This window comes from Nonomuraea diastatica, assembly GCF_004349015.1.
In the GTDB taxonomy this organism is placed as follows: Bacteria; Actinomycetota; Actinomycetes; order Streptosporangiales; family Streptosporangiaceae; genus Nonomuraea; species Nonomuraea diastatica.
The window spans coordinates 1-13922 of the sequence record NZ_SMKP01000243.1 but is presented as its reverse complement, the minus strand read 5'-3'; the positions used below and the strand labels follow the sequence as shown (position 1 = coordinate 13922).

Sequence of the window (13922 nt, the reverse complement as noted above, 5' to 3'; positions counted from 1 at the left end):
GTCCACACCCGCGACGCCCCGCCCAGGCCCGCCTTCCGCCTCCCCGTCCGGATCGCCCTGTTCGAGCGCGCCCGTCATGGCGCCGACCAACTCCTCCATCGAGACGCGCGCGGTGTCGAATCTGGCGACCCTGCGGCCCAGCCGCAGCACCTCCACGCGGTCCGACACCGCCATGACGTCCTGCATGTTGTGGCTGATGAGCACGACCGCCACACCCGAGTCGCGTACGCTCCTGATCAGATCCAGCACCCGCCGCGTCTGCACCACGCCGAGCGCCGCGGTCGGCTCGTCCATGAACACCGCCCGCCGTGCCCATCCCACCGCCCTGGCCACCGCGACCCCCTGCCGCTGCCCGCCCGACAATGTCGAGACCGGCGCCGTCTCCGACTTCAGCCGTACGCCCAGCCGCTCGCACGCCTGCCGCGTCTCGCGCCGCATGGAGGCGTTGTCCAGCACGCCCAGCATGCCGAGCAGCCCCGGCTTGAGCCGTTCCCTGCCGAGGAAGTAGTTGGCGGACGGGCTGAGCTCCGCGCAGAGCGCGAGGTCCTGGTAGACGGTTTCGATGCCGGCGCCTCTGGCCTCATCGGCCGATCCGAACGCCACCGGCCGGCCGTCGATCTCGATCGTGCCCGTGTCGGGCCGTTCGACGCCTGAAAGGATCTTCGCCAGGGTGGACTTCCCCGCGCCGTTGTCGCCGATCAGCGCGACCACCTCGCCCGGTCGCACCGCGAAGTCCGCGCCACGCAGCGCCTCCACGTGGCCGTAACTCATCACGATCCCGCGGGCGGCGATCAGTGGTGCGCCCATAGCACCATCAAGGATGCCCCTGACATCGTTGTCAAGACCGAAACCCCATCCGGGGGAACCAGCTCTGCCCTCCGGTGTACTGAACCTCGGCTCGCCGCAGAAGCTCAGGAAACCCAGGAACCGACCGGGCAGGGTGCGCGCAAAGCGGCGAGTTCCGGGAGAACACCACCGTCATCGGCGGCGACGTGGCCGCCGAGATCGCCAGGCTGAAGGACGGACCGGGCGGCGACATCCTGCAGTACGGGTTCGGCAGGCTCTCACACACCCTGATGCATCACGGCCTGCTCGACGAGCTCCGGCTCTGGGTCCACCCGTTCTTCGTGGGAAAGGCCGGCGGCGACGGTCTGCTGTTCCGTGAGGGCACCAAGTCGATGTTCGACCTCGTCGAGACCAAGGCGTACACGTCCGGTGTCGTCCTGCTGTCCTACCGGGTGAAGGCGTCGGCCGGGTCCTGAGCCGGACGCACGGCGTCGTTCATCGAAGAGCCTTGTCCGGCTGGAGTCACCGGACGCACGAAGGGCGGGTCCGCACGCTTGCGGACCCGCCCTTCGGGAGGGGCTCGGACTCAGTTCACGTCGAGCTTGCGCTGGATGGCGACGAGCATGTTCATCATCTCAAGCTGTGTCCCCTGCAGCCCGTCGACCTTGGTCTCCAGACCGTCGAGCCTGCGGTCGGTCTCCGCGAACCTGGCGTCGACCTTGGTGTCAAGCGCCGACACCTTCGAGTCCAGCTCTGTGACCTTGGTGCCGAGAGCGCCGACCTTGGAATCGAGAGCGCCGACCTTGGTGTCCAGAGCGCCGACCTTGGTATCGAGCGCCGACACCTTCGAGTCCAGCTCTGTGACCTTGGTGCCGAGGCCGTCGACCTTGGTCTCCAGCGTGCCCACCCTGGCGTCCAGGGCATCGACCTTGCCGTCGAGTCTGTCGACCTTGGTCTCCAGCCTGCCCACCCTGGAATTCAGGCCGTCGACCTTGGCGTCGAGGGTGGTGACCTTCCCGTCGACGATTTTGACGCGGGATCCCACGCCGTTGACGCGCTCGGTGAGCTGCTGTCCCAATTCCATGCGATCCGCCCGAATGTTGACGAACTCGGTGGCCAACTCGTTGGCGAGTTTGACGGCAGCGTCCTTGTAGCTCACGTCGATCTCCCCTACCTTTGGAGGTAGGGACCGGGGATGTTAAGGATCTCCGGTCCCGTTCGTTTGCCAAGAGAATACATCGCCGAGCGTCGGCCACGAAATGGAACCGAAAAAAGTTTCCCCTGGTCAGCGGGCTATTTGCGCCATAAATTCGGACCTATCTGAATAAATCAGCCAGACGTCTTTCGCCATTCATCATTTTTGCACGTCAAGCGGCATTGTCCGCCCCGCCCGGCGATCGGGAGTTCCCGGCAGATCCATGATCGCGACCGCTCCGCCGCCGCGCGCGTTCTCCAGGCGTACCGACCCTGCCGCCTCCGCAACCGCCTGCGCCACGATCGCCAGGCCCAGCCCCGACCCGGGCAGCCCGCGCGCCGAGGGCGAGCGCCAGAAGCGCTCGAACACGTGCGGCAGGTCCTCCTCGGACAATCCTGGGCCGTGGTCGCGCACCGTCAGCCGGCCGCCGCGCAGCCTCACCTCGACCTGGCCCCCTGGGCTGAACTTGGCGGCGTTGTCGATGAGGTTGAGCACGGCACGTTCCAGGGAGGCGGCGGCGCCGACGACGTACCACGGGCTCAGGTCGGTGACGACCTCGGCGCCGCGCAGCCGGGCGCGCTCAACGGCGGCGGTGACCACCTCGTGGAAGGCCAGCTCGACGTGCGGCTCGTGGTCGGCGTCGCCTCTGGCCAGCTGGAGCAGGTCGCCGACGAGCGTGGACAGCTCGGCGAACTGCGCCTTCACGTTGACCAGCAGGCGTTCCTTGGCGCCGGGGTCGAGACTGCGGCCGGTCTGCTCGCTGCGCAGCAGCAAGTCGATGTTGGTGCGCAGAGTGGTGAGGGGGGTGCGCAGCTCGTGGCCGGCGTCGGCGACGAGCTGCTGCTGGCGCTCGCGGGAGCCGGCCAGAGCCGCGGTCATGGCGTTGAAGGACGAGCTCAGACGGGCGATCTCGTCGTTGCCCTTGACGGGGATGCGGGTGCCGAGATCCTCGGTCCGGGCGATGTGCTCGACCGCCTTGGTGAGGTCTCCGACAGGGCGGAGCCCGGCGCGCGAGATGGCCAGACCCGCCCACGCGGCGCCGAACACGCCCATGGCCGCGACGGCCGCCAGCGCGAACGCGGTGTTCCGCAACGTGCGCCTGGTGTGGTAGAGCGGCGCCGCCTCCAGAACGGCGGTTCCGGGAGAGAAGTTCGAGATCACCACGCGGACCGGCTTGCCATCGCGGGTCACACCGTCACGGCAGATCGGCTCGCGGTGGTGGTCCGCCAGGGTCAGATCCTCCTCCGTCCACACGATGGGCGCGCCGAGCGAGCACGTGGTGCCGTTGGCGCGCAGCAACATCGCCATGCCGGCGTACTCGTCGGACGAGCCCTCAGGGGTGCAGTGGTGGAGGAGAAAGTCCTTGTCTCCAGATTCCTCCGGATCCATGATGGTCTGGTCGAGCTGCCTGATCAGCTGGTCCTGGACGATGAACCACGACATTCCCGCGCACACCGTGATGGCCAGCGCCACGGCCACCGTGACGAGGAGGGTGAGGCGGGACCGCAGGCTCCCTCGTCTCACGGCGCCGCTCTCAGGACGTATCCCACGCCGCGCACCGTGTGGATCACACGCGGCTCTCCCCCGGCCTCGGTCTTGCGCCGCAGATACATCACGTAGACGTCGAGCGAGTTGGAGGTCGGCTCGAAGTCGAAACCCCAGACCTCGCTCAGGATCTGGTCCCTGGTCAGCACCTGGCGCGGGTGCGCGAGGAACAGCTCCATCAGCAGGTATTCGGTCCTGGTCAGGTCGAGCCTGCGGTCGCCGCGCGTGACCTCCCTGGTCGCCGGGTCCATGCGCAGGTCGTCGTACGTGAGCGCGTCGCCGGTCTCGGCCGTGCCGGCGCTCAGCGCGCCGCGCCGCAGCAGCGCGCGCACCCTGGCCAGCAGCTCGTCCAGCTCGAACGGCTTGACGAGGTAGTCGTCGGCACCCGCGTCGAGCCCGGAGACCCGGTCGCCGACCGCGTCGCGGGCCGTCAGCATGAGGACGGGGATGTGGTTGCCGGACGCCCGCAGCCGGCGGCACGCGGTCAGCCCGTCGAGGCGCGGCATCATGACGTCGAGCAGCACCCCGTCGAACGAGTCGCTCGCCAGGGCCTCCAGCGCCGCGTGCCCGTCGCCGGCCGTGACGACCTTGTAGCCCTCGAACTCGAGGCTCGACTGGAGCGCCTCGCGCAACGCGGGCTCGTCGTCCACCACCAGCAACCGTGCGAGCTCACTCATGGTGCAAACGCTAGAGGTTCATCATGAAAAGGTGATGAACGCCCTCGGTTCTTTGCCGTGGATCACCACGGACGGGCAACGCCGTGAGCCCGAAGATGGGGCTCTCGTGCTTGACGGGCACGTCCTCGTCCGCCACCGCGACCCGCAGCCCGGGCAGACGCTCGAACAACGTGCGCAGCGCGATCTCCAGCTCGGCCCTGGCCAGGTTCTGGCCGAGACACTGGTGCACCCCGTAGCTGAAGGCCACGTGGTGCCGGGCGGAGCGGCCGATGTCGAACTCGTCCGGCCGTTCGAACGCCCGATCGTCCCGGTTGGCGGAGGCGCCGAGCACGAAGATGCCCTCGCCCTTCCTGACGAGCTGCCCGCCGATGTCCTGGTCCTCGGTGGCCACGCGGTCGAACGCCACCCAGTCCGCGATCGAGTGGTAGCGCAGCAGTTCGTCGACGGCCATGGGCCACAGGTCCGGGTCCGCGCGCAGCGCGGCGAGCTGGGCCGGGTGGCGCACGAGCGTGAGCGCGGCGAGCGGGATCATGTTAGCGGTGGTCTCGTGGCCGGCGACGAGCAGCAGGAACATCACGCCCACGATCTCGTCGTGGCTGAGCCGCCCGGTGCCGATCAACCGGCCGAGCAGGTTGTCCTCCGGATCCGCCTCCGCCTTGGTGACCAGCGCGTCGAGGAAACCCCTGATCTCCATCATCGCGACGTGACGCGCCTCCCGGCCGTCGGCGGCCGAGATCATCCTGCGGGTCCGTGACTGGAAGAACTCGCGGTAGGCGTACGGGACCCCAAGCAGCCGGCAGATGACCAGCGAGGGCAGCGGCCAGCCCGAACGCCTCCACCAGCTCGGCCTCCGACCCCTTGGCGATCATGTCGTCGATGAGCTCGTCGGCGATGCGCTGGATGCCGGGCCCCAGCTCTCTCATCCGCCTGACGGTGAACTCGGAGATGAGCAGCCGGCGGAACCTGCCGTGCTCGGGCGGTCCAGGTCGATGAAGTGGCCGATGGCGAACTTTTCCATGGCCGCGTCCCGCTCGGAGGTCGAGGGCTCCGCGCTCAGCGCGCCGCTCGGGTGGCCGGGGGTGGCCGGGTTGGTGCTGATGCCCGTGCCCGAGAGGACCTGCCGGGCCTCGGCGTGCCGCGTGACCAGCCACGTCTCACCGCCGGGCAGCATAGCGCGGACGAGCGGGGCCTGCTCGCGCATGCGCTCGTACGCGGGCGGGGGTGCGAACGGGCAGGTGCGCGGGATGGGGAAGTTCTCGGCCATAGTCTGCTCCCAACGAGTCCGGCATTATTCATTACTTACGCGAAAGTAAGCAATGGAGCGGCCGGCGGTCAAGTGATGGGAGCGGAATGGCTGGACGGCGGACGGACACGAGAGAGCGGATCCAGCAGGTGGCACTGGAGCTGTTCGCCGAGCGGGGATATGACAAGACCACGCTTCAGGAGGTCGCGGAGCGGCTGCAGATCACCAGGCCCGCGCTCTATTACCACTTCCGCACCAAGGAGGCGATCCTCGCCGGCGTCGTCGACCGGCTGGTCGACTCGGTCGACGAGCTGGTGACCTGGGCGAGGCAGCAGCCCATGACGGCCGAGTCGAAGAGGGAGATCCTGCGGCGGATCGCGGAGCTGCTGGCGGATCAGTGGCGACCGCTGATCCAGTTCGCGCAGGTGAACCAGGGGGCGATGCGCGAGGTGCCGGCCGGCGAGCGCATGCGGCAGGGCATGATCAGCATGCTGTCCCTGCTGGTGCCCGCGGAGGCGAGCCCGGTGCGGCGGTTCGAGGCCCGGCTCGCGGTGCTCGCGGTGATCATGGGCAACGTCCCCTTCCTCGTGGACACGGACCTGCCGGAGGCGGAGCGCGTGGCGGTGGCGCTGGAGGTGGCCGCCAGGCTGGTCTCCGAGGACGGTTAGCGGCGATTAGCGGCCGAGCAGGGCCATGGCGGCGTTGTGCCCGCCGATCCCGCTCACACCGCCGCCCCTGCGGGCGCTCGCGCCGCACACGAGAACGCGCTCGTGCTCGGTCTCCACGCCCCAGCCGCCCTCTTCGGCGTACGGCCAGCTCAGGTCGGTGTGGAAGATGTGGCCCCCGGGAAGCCCCGCGTCCTTCTCGAGGTCGACGGGCGTCTTGGCCTCGACGCACGGGGTGCCGTCGGGGGCCTTGAGCAGGCAGTCCTCGAGTGGTTCCGCCAGGACGGCGTTGACGGAGGCGAAGGTGGCCTCCAGCGCCTGCTTCCGTCCTTGATCAGAATTTTTCTGGAAAAGTCGGGCGGGCATGTGGAGCCCGAACAGCGTCATCGTCTCGGCCCTGCCCCTGAGCTCGGGGCCGAGAATGGACGGATCGGTCAGGGAGTGGCAGTAGACCTCGGCGGGCGGCAACTCCGGGATCTCCCCTCGGGCCGCCTGGGCGTACGCCCTGGCGAGCTGGTCGCGTCCCTCGTTGATGTGGAACGTCCCGCTGAAGGCGGCCCGCGGATCCACCTGCGCGTCCTTCAGCCGGGGCAGCCGCGACAACACCATGTTGACCTTCAGCTGCGCTCCCTCGGGCACCGTCACCGGCCGGCCCATCAGCCGGTCGAGCACCGCGGGCGGCAGGTTGACCAGCACGTGCCCGCCGTTCACCGTGTGTTCGCCGTCCTCCGTCACGAACGCGACCTCGCCGGACGGCGAGATCCCGACGATCTCCGCGCCGGTCCTGATCTCGGCGCCGGCCCGCCTGGCCGCCGCCTCCAGCGCCCCCGAGACCGCGCCCATGCCGCCGACGGGGACGTTCCAGTCGCCGGTGCCGTCGCCGATCACGTGGTAGAGGAAGCACCGGTTGGCCGACAGGTCGGTGGTGGTGTCGGCGAACGTCCCGATGAGCGCGTCGGTGAGCACGACGCCGCGCACGGTGTCGTCGGCGAAACGCTCGTCCACGGTCTCGCCGATCGGCCTGGCGAACAGGTCCCGCCACGCCTCCGCGCCGACCAGCCGCTCGATCTCGGCCGGTGTGCGCAGGGGTTCGAGCAGGGTGGGGGCGAGGGCGCGGGCGACCCGCGCGGTCATGCCGTAGAGGTCCCGCCAGGCCTCGTGGTCGGCCTCACCTCCGGTGACGTCGCGGAACGAGGCCGCCGTACGTGCCGCGTCCTCGTTGTCGACGAGCAGCCCGGTGCCGCCCCTGGGCGTGTAGGACGCGTGGCGGCGGCGCCGCAGCTCCAGGTCGAGCCCCAGGTCGCGGACGATCTCGCCGGGCAGGAGGCTGACGAGGTAGGAGTAGCGCGACAGGCGCACGTCCACGCCGGGGAAGGCCCGGGTGGAGATCGCCAGGCCGCCCACGTGGTCGTACCGCTCCAGGACGAGCACTCGCCGTCCCGCCCGGGCCAGGTACGCCGCGGCGACCAGCCCGTTGTGCCCGCCGCCGGCCACGATCACGTCATAAGCGCCCATCCACGCACCATAAGGCGCAAACCACACCATCCGTCAACGCTCAGAACGGTCACGGACGGCTGGCGATGGCGAGCAGGATCGCGGCGGGGCCGGTGAGGGGACGGCCGCGGCGCCACACTGCCCGCAGGCTCCTGACCAGGTTCACCCCCGTCAGCGGCACCTCCACCAGCCGCCCGGTCGCCACGTCGGCCTCCACCGCGTACCCGCTGAGCACCGCGGGCGCCGCTCCCGCCTGCGCGGCTCCTTTGACCGCCGCGTTCGACCCCAGCTCCAGCCGCGGGCTGGCCTGGTACAGGCCCTTGAACGCCACGTCCAGCGTCTCCCGCGTCCCCGACCCCGGCTCCCGCACCACCAGCGGCGTCGCGGCCAGCTCCGCGCCCCGCAGCGCCGTGCGGCGCCGCGCCCACGGATGGCCGGGCGCCACCACGACCACCAGCCTGTCGGTGCCCACGACCCGGCTGTCCAGCCCTTCCGGCACGCTCGGCCCCTCGACGAACCCCAGCTCCACGTCCTCGGCCAGCACCCGCGCCGCGACGTCGGCGGAGTTGACCACGTCGAGCCCGACCGGCACGTCCGGCTCGCGGTTCTGCAGCTCACCGAGCCACCTGGGCACGAGGTACTCGGCCACGGTCATGCTGGACGCCACCCGCAGGTGCGCCGCCTCCCCGTGCCGTACGGCCTGCACGGCGCGCATCAGCTCCTCGGCGGCGGCGAGCACCTGGGTGGCCCAGCCCGCCACCATCCTGCCCTCGGCGGTGAGCGTGGACCCGCGCGGTGTGCGCTCGACCAGGGGCAGGCCCAGACGGCGTTCGAGGTGGGCGACGCGCTTGCTCGCCGACGGCTGGGCGATGCCCGCGGCCTTGGCCGCCTGCCCGAGGCTGCCCAGCACACCGACGTCGACCAGAAGCTTCAGGGAGTCAAGATCGGGCAGTGCACTCATAGCCCCAGGCTATGGGCTCCCAGTCAGGTCGCGCCTACCGGCCGCGTCACCCGCTCAGAACACTGAGATCATGTCCCTCACCGACGGTTCACCCGCTGCCACCCGCCACCCCTCGGGGCCGCGGCCGCGGGCTCACGACACCGCCACAGCGGGGTCCCGGGCTCGCCGCACCACCACACCGGGATCACGAACCCTCCGCCTCGCCGGGGCGCGGATCCGCCACACCGCCCGTACCGGCCGGTCCTTCGCCGCTGGCGCGGCGCCGGGTGTCGCCGTGACCGCGCTCGCGGTGGTGTTCGCGCTGGCCGCCAACCGCTCCTTACCGGCGCTCAGCCCCGCGGTGATCGCGGTGGCCTGCGGCGCGGCGCTGGCCAACGTGGCCGGGGTCGGCGAACGGTTGCAGCCGGGGCTCGCGTTCGTCTCCAGGCGGGTGCTCCGGGTCGCGGTCGCCCTGCTCGGCCTGCAGATCGCGCTGCCTCAGGTGCTCGCGCTCGGCTGGCAGACGCTCGCCGTCGTGGTGGTGGCGACCGGGGTGACGTTCGCGGTGACGCCGCGGATCGGGCGCAGGCTCGGCCTCACGCCCGGCGCGTCGCTCCTCGTCGCGACCGGCGTGTCCATCTGCGGCGCCGCCGCGATCGCCGCCATGCACGAGAGCACGGACACCTCCGACGATGACGACGCCGCCGGCGCGCTCGGCGTCGTCGTCCTGTACGGCACCGCCGCCATCGCGGCGATCCCCCTGCTGGCCTCGCTCATGGGCCTGTCGCCCGCGCAGCTCGCGGTGTGGACGGGGGCAGCCGTGCACGAGGTCGCCCAGGTGGCCGCCATCGGCGCCGCCTCGGGGGTCCTGGCCACCGCCGTGACGGTCAAGCTGGGCCGCGTGCTCCTCCTCGCCCCCATGGTGGCCCTGTTCTCCGGCCGCAACCGGGACACCTCGTCCCGTCCGCCGGTCGTGCCGCTGTTCGTGGTGGCGTTCCTGGTGATGGTCGCCCTGCGCAGCACCGGCCAGGTGCCCATGGCGGTGACGGATCGGATCCCCCAGGTCACCGGTGTGCTGATGGCGGCCGCCCTGTTCGGTCTGGGCACCGGCATCGACCTACGGAAACTGGTCAAGGGTGGACGGATCCTGCTGCTCGGAGGCATCGCCACGGCCGTCATCGCCACCGTCTCACTGGCCGGGGCGGCGTTCCTCGTGTGATTCTGGGACGGCCGCCGTGCCGTGCTCGGCTTGGAACAAATGCCGTAAAGTACCCCGTTCAGGGTATGCCGGTCAGGACCACTCAGGGAGCACGAAACTCACCATGCGCAGCGCCACCCACCTCGTTCTCCAGCCGTCCGTCGCCGAGGCCATGGCCGGCGGAGCGCCGGTCGTGGCGCTGGAGTCCACGATCATCTCCCACGGGCTGCCGCAACCTCGCAACCTTGAAGTGGCGCGCGAGCTGGAGGGCATCGTACGCGCCGCCGGCGCCGTGCCCGCCACGATCGCCGTGCTCGACGGTGTGCCGCGCATCGGGCTGGACGAGGTGGAGCTGGAGCGCATCGCGACGGAGTCCGGCCTGCGCAAGCTGGGACAGCGGGATCTGCCCGTGGCGGCGGCGCTGAAGGCGAGCGGCGCGACCACCGTGTCGGCCACGTCGTTCCTCGCCGCCCGCGCCGGGATCCGGATCTTCGCCACCGGGGGGCTGGGCGGCGTGCACCGGGGCTGGACGGAGGACCAGGACGAGTCCGCCGACCTCGACACGCTCGCCCGTACGCGCATCACGATCGTCTGCGCCGGCGTGAAGTCGATCCTCGACGTGCCCGCGACGCTCCAGCGCCTGGAGACCAGGGGCGTGACGGTGGCGGGCTACCGTACGGGCACCTTCCCCGGCTTCTACCTGCACTCCTCCGGCCAGCCGATCGACTGGCGCATCGAGTCGCCCGCCGAGGCCGCGGCCATCATGCGCGGCCAGGACGCTCTCGGCGGCCAGGAGAGCGCGCTGATCGTGGCCAACCCGGTGCCCGAGGACCGCCAGCTCGATCCCGAGCTGCACGACCGCGTGCTCGCCGAAGCGCTGGCCGCCGCAGAGCGCGAGGGCGTCAAGGGGCAGGCCATCACCCCGTTTCTGCTCGGCTATCTCGTGGACGGCACCGGCGGCGCCTCCCTGGAGGCGAACCTGGCCGCCGTCCGCGGCAACACCGAACTCGCCGCGCAGATCGCCCTCGCATGGGCAAGACCGTGATGGACAACGCTCTTTTGGTCATCGGTGACGTCGTCACTGATGTGGTGGCGTTGCATGGTTCACCGGTTATGACGGGCACCGACACGGCAGCCGACATCGTGCTCCGTCCCGGAGGCTCCGGCGCGAACACCGCCGCCTGGGCGGCCTGCCTGGGCGCCGATGTGCGGCTGCTGGCCAAGCTGGGTTACGACAGCAGCGAGTGGCACACGACCGAACTCCTCAAGACGGGCGTACGCCCGCATTTCTCCGTGGACCCCGAGCATCCGACGGCGGTCGTGATCGCGATGGTGGACAAGAGCGGTGAGCGCTCGATGCTCACCAACCGTGGCGCCGGCGGCCTGATCTCGGACACCGACTGGGACCCCGCCCTGCTCGACGGCGTCGGCCGGCTCCATCTGTCGGGATACATCCTCTTCGCCGACTGCGGGCTGCGGCTGACCAGGCGCGCCATGGCGGAGGCGGCGGCCAGAGGCCTCACGATCAGCGTCGATCCGGCCTCCACGGGGCCCCTGCGGGAATTCGGCATCGAACGGTTCATCCAGGAAACCGCCGCTGCCAGCCTGATCATCCCGAATCTTGACGAGGCCCTGATTCTCAGTGGTGCCCCAACAGCGGAGCGTGCCGCCGTACTCTTGAGTGAGACGTACGGCACAGCGGTCGTGAAGCTGGGAGCGGAGGGAGCGCTGGCCGCCGTGGACGGTGCAGTGGTCGCGACGGCGGCGGGCGTGCCCGCCGAGGTCGTCGACTCGACCGGGGCAGGTGACGCGTTCGCCGCGGGCTTCCTCGCGGCGGCTTTACACGGTGCCGGGGAAGGGGCCGCTCTGGAGGCCGGTTGCCGCGCGGGGGCCGAATGTGTGGCCCACGTGGGCGGCCGACCACGGTACGGTTTGGATCTGAACCGTCTTTACCCTATTCACACTGATTGATAGCTTGCCGCGTAGGCTGCACCATTAGCCACATCATTACGGGCAGCACCATGCGGCTCACTGGGGAGGATAAGGTCCGCCGATGGATGTCGAGTCATCGATCTGCCTGAGCGACCTAGTCCCTGCGCTGCGCTGGAGCCGTCCGCAGCAGGTGGCCGAGGCGCTCGGCGACCCGCGCCTGCCCGCCGGGTGGTGGTCCTCCCTGGCGTTGTCGAAGGCGCTCGGCACGGCGGGCCTCGACTGGATCTGCGAGCGGCTGGCCCGGCTGGCGACCTCCCGCTGGGATCATCTGCCGCTGTGCGACCTGCTTCCCGCGCTGACGGTGCACCACATCGACCCGGCGCTGCCGGGCTGGCCAGAGGCCACCCGGACGGCGATCACCGGCCTCGGCGGCTGGCAGCGGCTGCGCCGCCTGTCCCCCAGCGACCTGACCACCCCGTCGGCCACACCCGAAGTGGTGGTCGGCTCGGTCTTCCGCGAGATTCTCGGCCGCATCCCGGCCCAGCGCGAGCCGGTGCCCGCGGCGCGGGCGAACCATCCGGAGGTGACCCGCCCGCTCCATGTCGGCGCGGCCGCCGGCCTCTCGTCCAGAAGCACCGGCTCCTTCCCCGCCCAGCCGGAGGGCGTACCGCAACCCGCGGGCCCCCAACCTGGAGCACCGCAATCGGCAGGCCCGCAGCCCGGAGCATCGCAACCCGCGGCCGCGCAGCCCGGAGCACCTCAGCAGCCGGCGGCCGCGCAGCCCGGCGCGCCGCAGCAGCCGGCTGCCGCCCAGTCCGGCGCGCCGCAGCAGCCGGCGGCCGCCCAGTCCGGCGCGCCGCAGCCCGCAGGCTCCCAGCCTGCCGCCGCGCAGCCCGCTCCGCAGGAAGGCGCCGTTCCCTCCGCGCCCCCTCAGACCGGGATGTTCGTCGCCCAGAGCGCCTCCAAACCCGACACCGGCGCGCAGCCGCCGTCCACCGGGCCGTTCACCAGCCCGGCCGAAGGGCTTTCCCAGCCGCAGACGGGCACCTTCGCCGCCCAGCCGTCGGATCGCCGGCCCGGCCCGCAGAGCGGTTCCTTCCCCGCACAGCCGGAAGGCCGCCAGACCGGCCCACTCCCCGCGCAACCGGACGGCCGCCGGCCAGGATCGTCGGCCCCGCACCCGGAAGGCCGACAGACCGGGTCGTTCCCCGCGCAACCGGAGAGCGGCCGGCAGAGCCAGACGGGCTCCATTCCCGCTCAGCCGTCCGACCGCCCGGCCGGCCCGCAGAGCGGCTCTTTCCCCGCCCAACAGGAAGGCCGCCAGACGGGGTCGCTCCCGGCCCAGCCTTCAGGCGGCGGCCCGCGCCAGGGCCTGGCGGGCGAGGGCCTTCCCCAACGCCCGGCCCCCGGTCAGTCCGAACGCCTTGCGCAGCGTCCCGGAGGCGGCGCGCCCGGGCGCCAGGACACCGGCTCACCTCCTGGCATGCCCAGTTCAGGCCCCCAAACAGGCTCGATGCCCGCCGTCCCCGGCTCAGGCCCCCAAACGGGCTCGATGCCCGCCGTCCCCGGCTCAGGCCCCCAAACGGGCTCGATGCCCGCCGTCCCCGGCTCAGGCCCCCAAACGGGCTCGATGCCTGCTGTCCCAGGCCCTGAGGGGGCCAAAGGCGCGCCCGCCTACGCGACCCCTGTTCCCAGCGCGCCGCCGTCCGGCACGGCGCCCTCCGACACCGACCACGCGATGGTACGGGTCGTGGACAGCCTGTTCCGTAGCCTGGACAAGATGGAGCTGGCGGTGGCCGTGCACCGGCTGTTCGCCGAAGACCCGGTCAGCCTGCGTACACTCGCCCACAAGCTGCTGGTCGACAGGGACGCGCTCTCGCAGGCTCAGCGCACCGCGGAAGAACGCGTCCTGCACTGGCTGCGTTCCTCCGAGTCCGCGCCCGTCACCGGTCACATGTTCCGGCTGACCGAGTGGCTCGGCGCGGCGGCCACCGAGGACCAGCTCATCGGCGCCGACCCGGCCCACCCGGTGACCGTCCCGTCGCTGCGCACCCCGCTCTGGCGCGTGCTGGTGACGCTCATGCCCGACCGCCGTCTCCAGGACGGCTGGCTGGTGGTGGGCGACATCCACGGTCTTCAGAGCCGCACGCGGCAGCTCCTGGCCTCCAGCGCGCCCGACGCCGACGTCGTGGAGCTGATGGCCGAACTGGGCATCCGCGCCCACTCGGCCAAGGCCTGGTTTGACGC

General features: G+C 71.2%; 13 protein-coding genes and 1 pseudogene. 6 read left to right on the top strand and 8 right to left on the bottom strand.

Features of this window, described 5'->3' with window-relative positions; translation table 11 throughout:
- Nucleotides 1-807 (bottom strand): ATP-binding cassette domain-containing protein (locus E1294_RS47005; protein ID WP_132518470.1); only part of this gene is annotated, 807 nt, incomplete at its 3' end.
- Between the two features lie 185 nt (nucleotides 808-992).
- On the opposite strand from E1294_RS47005, the gene E1294_RS47000 reads away from it, so the two are divergent.
- A complete protein-coding gene (locus tag E1294_RS47000; RefSeq protein WP_165977877.1) occupies nucleotides 993-1262 on the top strand; it encodes a dihydrofolate reductase family protein in 270 nt (89 codons plus the stop codon).
- 110 nt (nucleotides 1263-1372) lie between these two features.
- Here E1294_RS47000 and E1294_RS46995 read toward each other — a convergent pair whose 3' ends face one another.
- From E1294_RS46995 to E1294_RS56760, 5 genes are all read right to left on the bottom strand, one after another.
- On the bottom strand, nucleotides 1373-1945 hold the full coding sequence (locus E1294_RS46995; protein ID WP_132518466.1) for a GumC domain-containing protein: 573 nt from the start codon (nucleotides 1943-1945) through the stop codon (nucleotides 1373-1375).
- A 195-nt stretch (nucleotides 1946-2140) separates the two neighbouring features.
- Nucleotides 2141-3505, bottom strand: coding sequence for a HAMP domain-containing sensor histidine kinase (locus tag E1294_RS46990; protein WP_246083780.1), 1365 nt, complete (start codon nucleotides 3503-3505; stop codon nucleotides 2141-2143).
- Nucleotides 3502-4203 carry a response regulator transcription factor gene (locus E1294_RS46985; protein WP_132518464.1) on the bottom strand — a complete coding sequence of 234 codons (702 nt, stop codon included), beginning with the start codon at nucleotides 4201-4203 and terminating at the stop codon, nucleotides 3502-3504. The genes E1294_RS46990 and E1294_RS46985 overlap by 4 nt, the downstream gene beginning before the upstream one ends.
- Before the next feature lie 10 nt (nucleotides 4204-4213).
- Nucleotides 4214-4942 (bottom strand): cytochrome P450, encoded by a 729-nt coding sequence (locus E1294_RS56765; protein WP_246083779.1) that lies wholly within the window; start codon nucleotides 4940-4942, stop codon nucleotides 4214-4216.
- Nucleotides 4943-5122: 180 nt separating this feature from the next.
- Nucleotides 5123-5467 (bottom strand): hypothetical protein, encoded by a 345-nt coding sequence (locus E1294_RS56760; protein WP_246083778.1) that lies wholly within the window; start codon nucleotides 5465-5467, stop codon nucleotides 5123-5125.
- An 86-nt stretch (nucleotides 5468-5553) separates the two neighbouring features.
- On the opposite strand from E1294_RS56760, the gene E1294_RS56755 reads away from it, so the two are divergent.
- A complete protein-coding gene (locus E1294_RS56755) occupies nucleotides 5554-6114 on the top strand; it encodes a TetR/AcrR family transcriptional regulator (protein WP_132518462.1) in 561 nt (186 codons plus the stop codon).
- Between the two features lie 6 nt (nucleotides 6115-6120).
- Here the strand turns inward: E1294_RS56755 and E1294_RS46970 are convergent, their stop codons facing one another.
- Nucleotides 6121-7626, bottom strand: a complete 1506-nt coding sequence (locus E1294_RS46970; protein ID WP_132518460.1) for a phytoene desaturase family protein — start codon at nucleotides 7624-7626, stop codon at nucleotides 6121-6123.
- A 49-nt stretch (nucleotides 7627-7675) separates the two neighbouring features.
- Nucleotides 7676-8566: a LysR substrate-binding domain-containing protein gene (locus E1294_RS46965; protein ID WP_132518458.1), complete on the bottom strand. Its 891-nt coding sequence runs from the start codon at nucleotides 8564-8566 to the stop codon at nucleotides 7676-7678.
- A 274-nt stretch (nucleotides 8567-8840) separates the two neighbouring features.
- On the opposite strand from E1294_RS46965, the gene E1294_RS46960 reads away from it, so the two are divergent.
- From E1294_RS46960 to E1294_RS46945, 4 genes and pseudogenes are all read left to right on the top strand, one after another.
- Entirely contained in the window at nucleotides 8841-9764 is a 924-nt protein-coding gene (locus E1294_RS46960; protein WP_165977876.1) for a YeiH family protein, read from the top strand.
- Nucleotides 9765-9867: 103 nt separating this feature from the next.
- The gene (locus tag E1294_RS46955; protein WP_220448342.1) at nucleotides 9868-10788 is read left to right on the top strand and encodes a pseudouridine-5'-phosphate glycosidase; all 921 of its coding nucleotides are present in this window, start codon (nucleotides 9868-9870) and stop codon (nucleotides 10786-10788) included.
- Nucleotides 10773-11714, top strand: a complete 942-nt coding sequence (locus E1294_RS46950) for a carbohydrate kinase family protein (protein ID WP_246083777.1) — start codon at nucleotides 10773-10775, stop codon at nucleotides 11712-11714. Before E1294_RS46955 ends, E1294_RS46950 begins: the two co-directional genes overlap by 16 nt.
- A gap of 82 nt (nucleotides 11715-11796) precedes the next feature.
- A pseudogene (locus E1294_RS46945) lies at nucleotides 11797-13922 on the top strand (hypothetical protein); the annotation flags it as partial.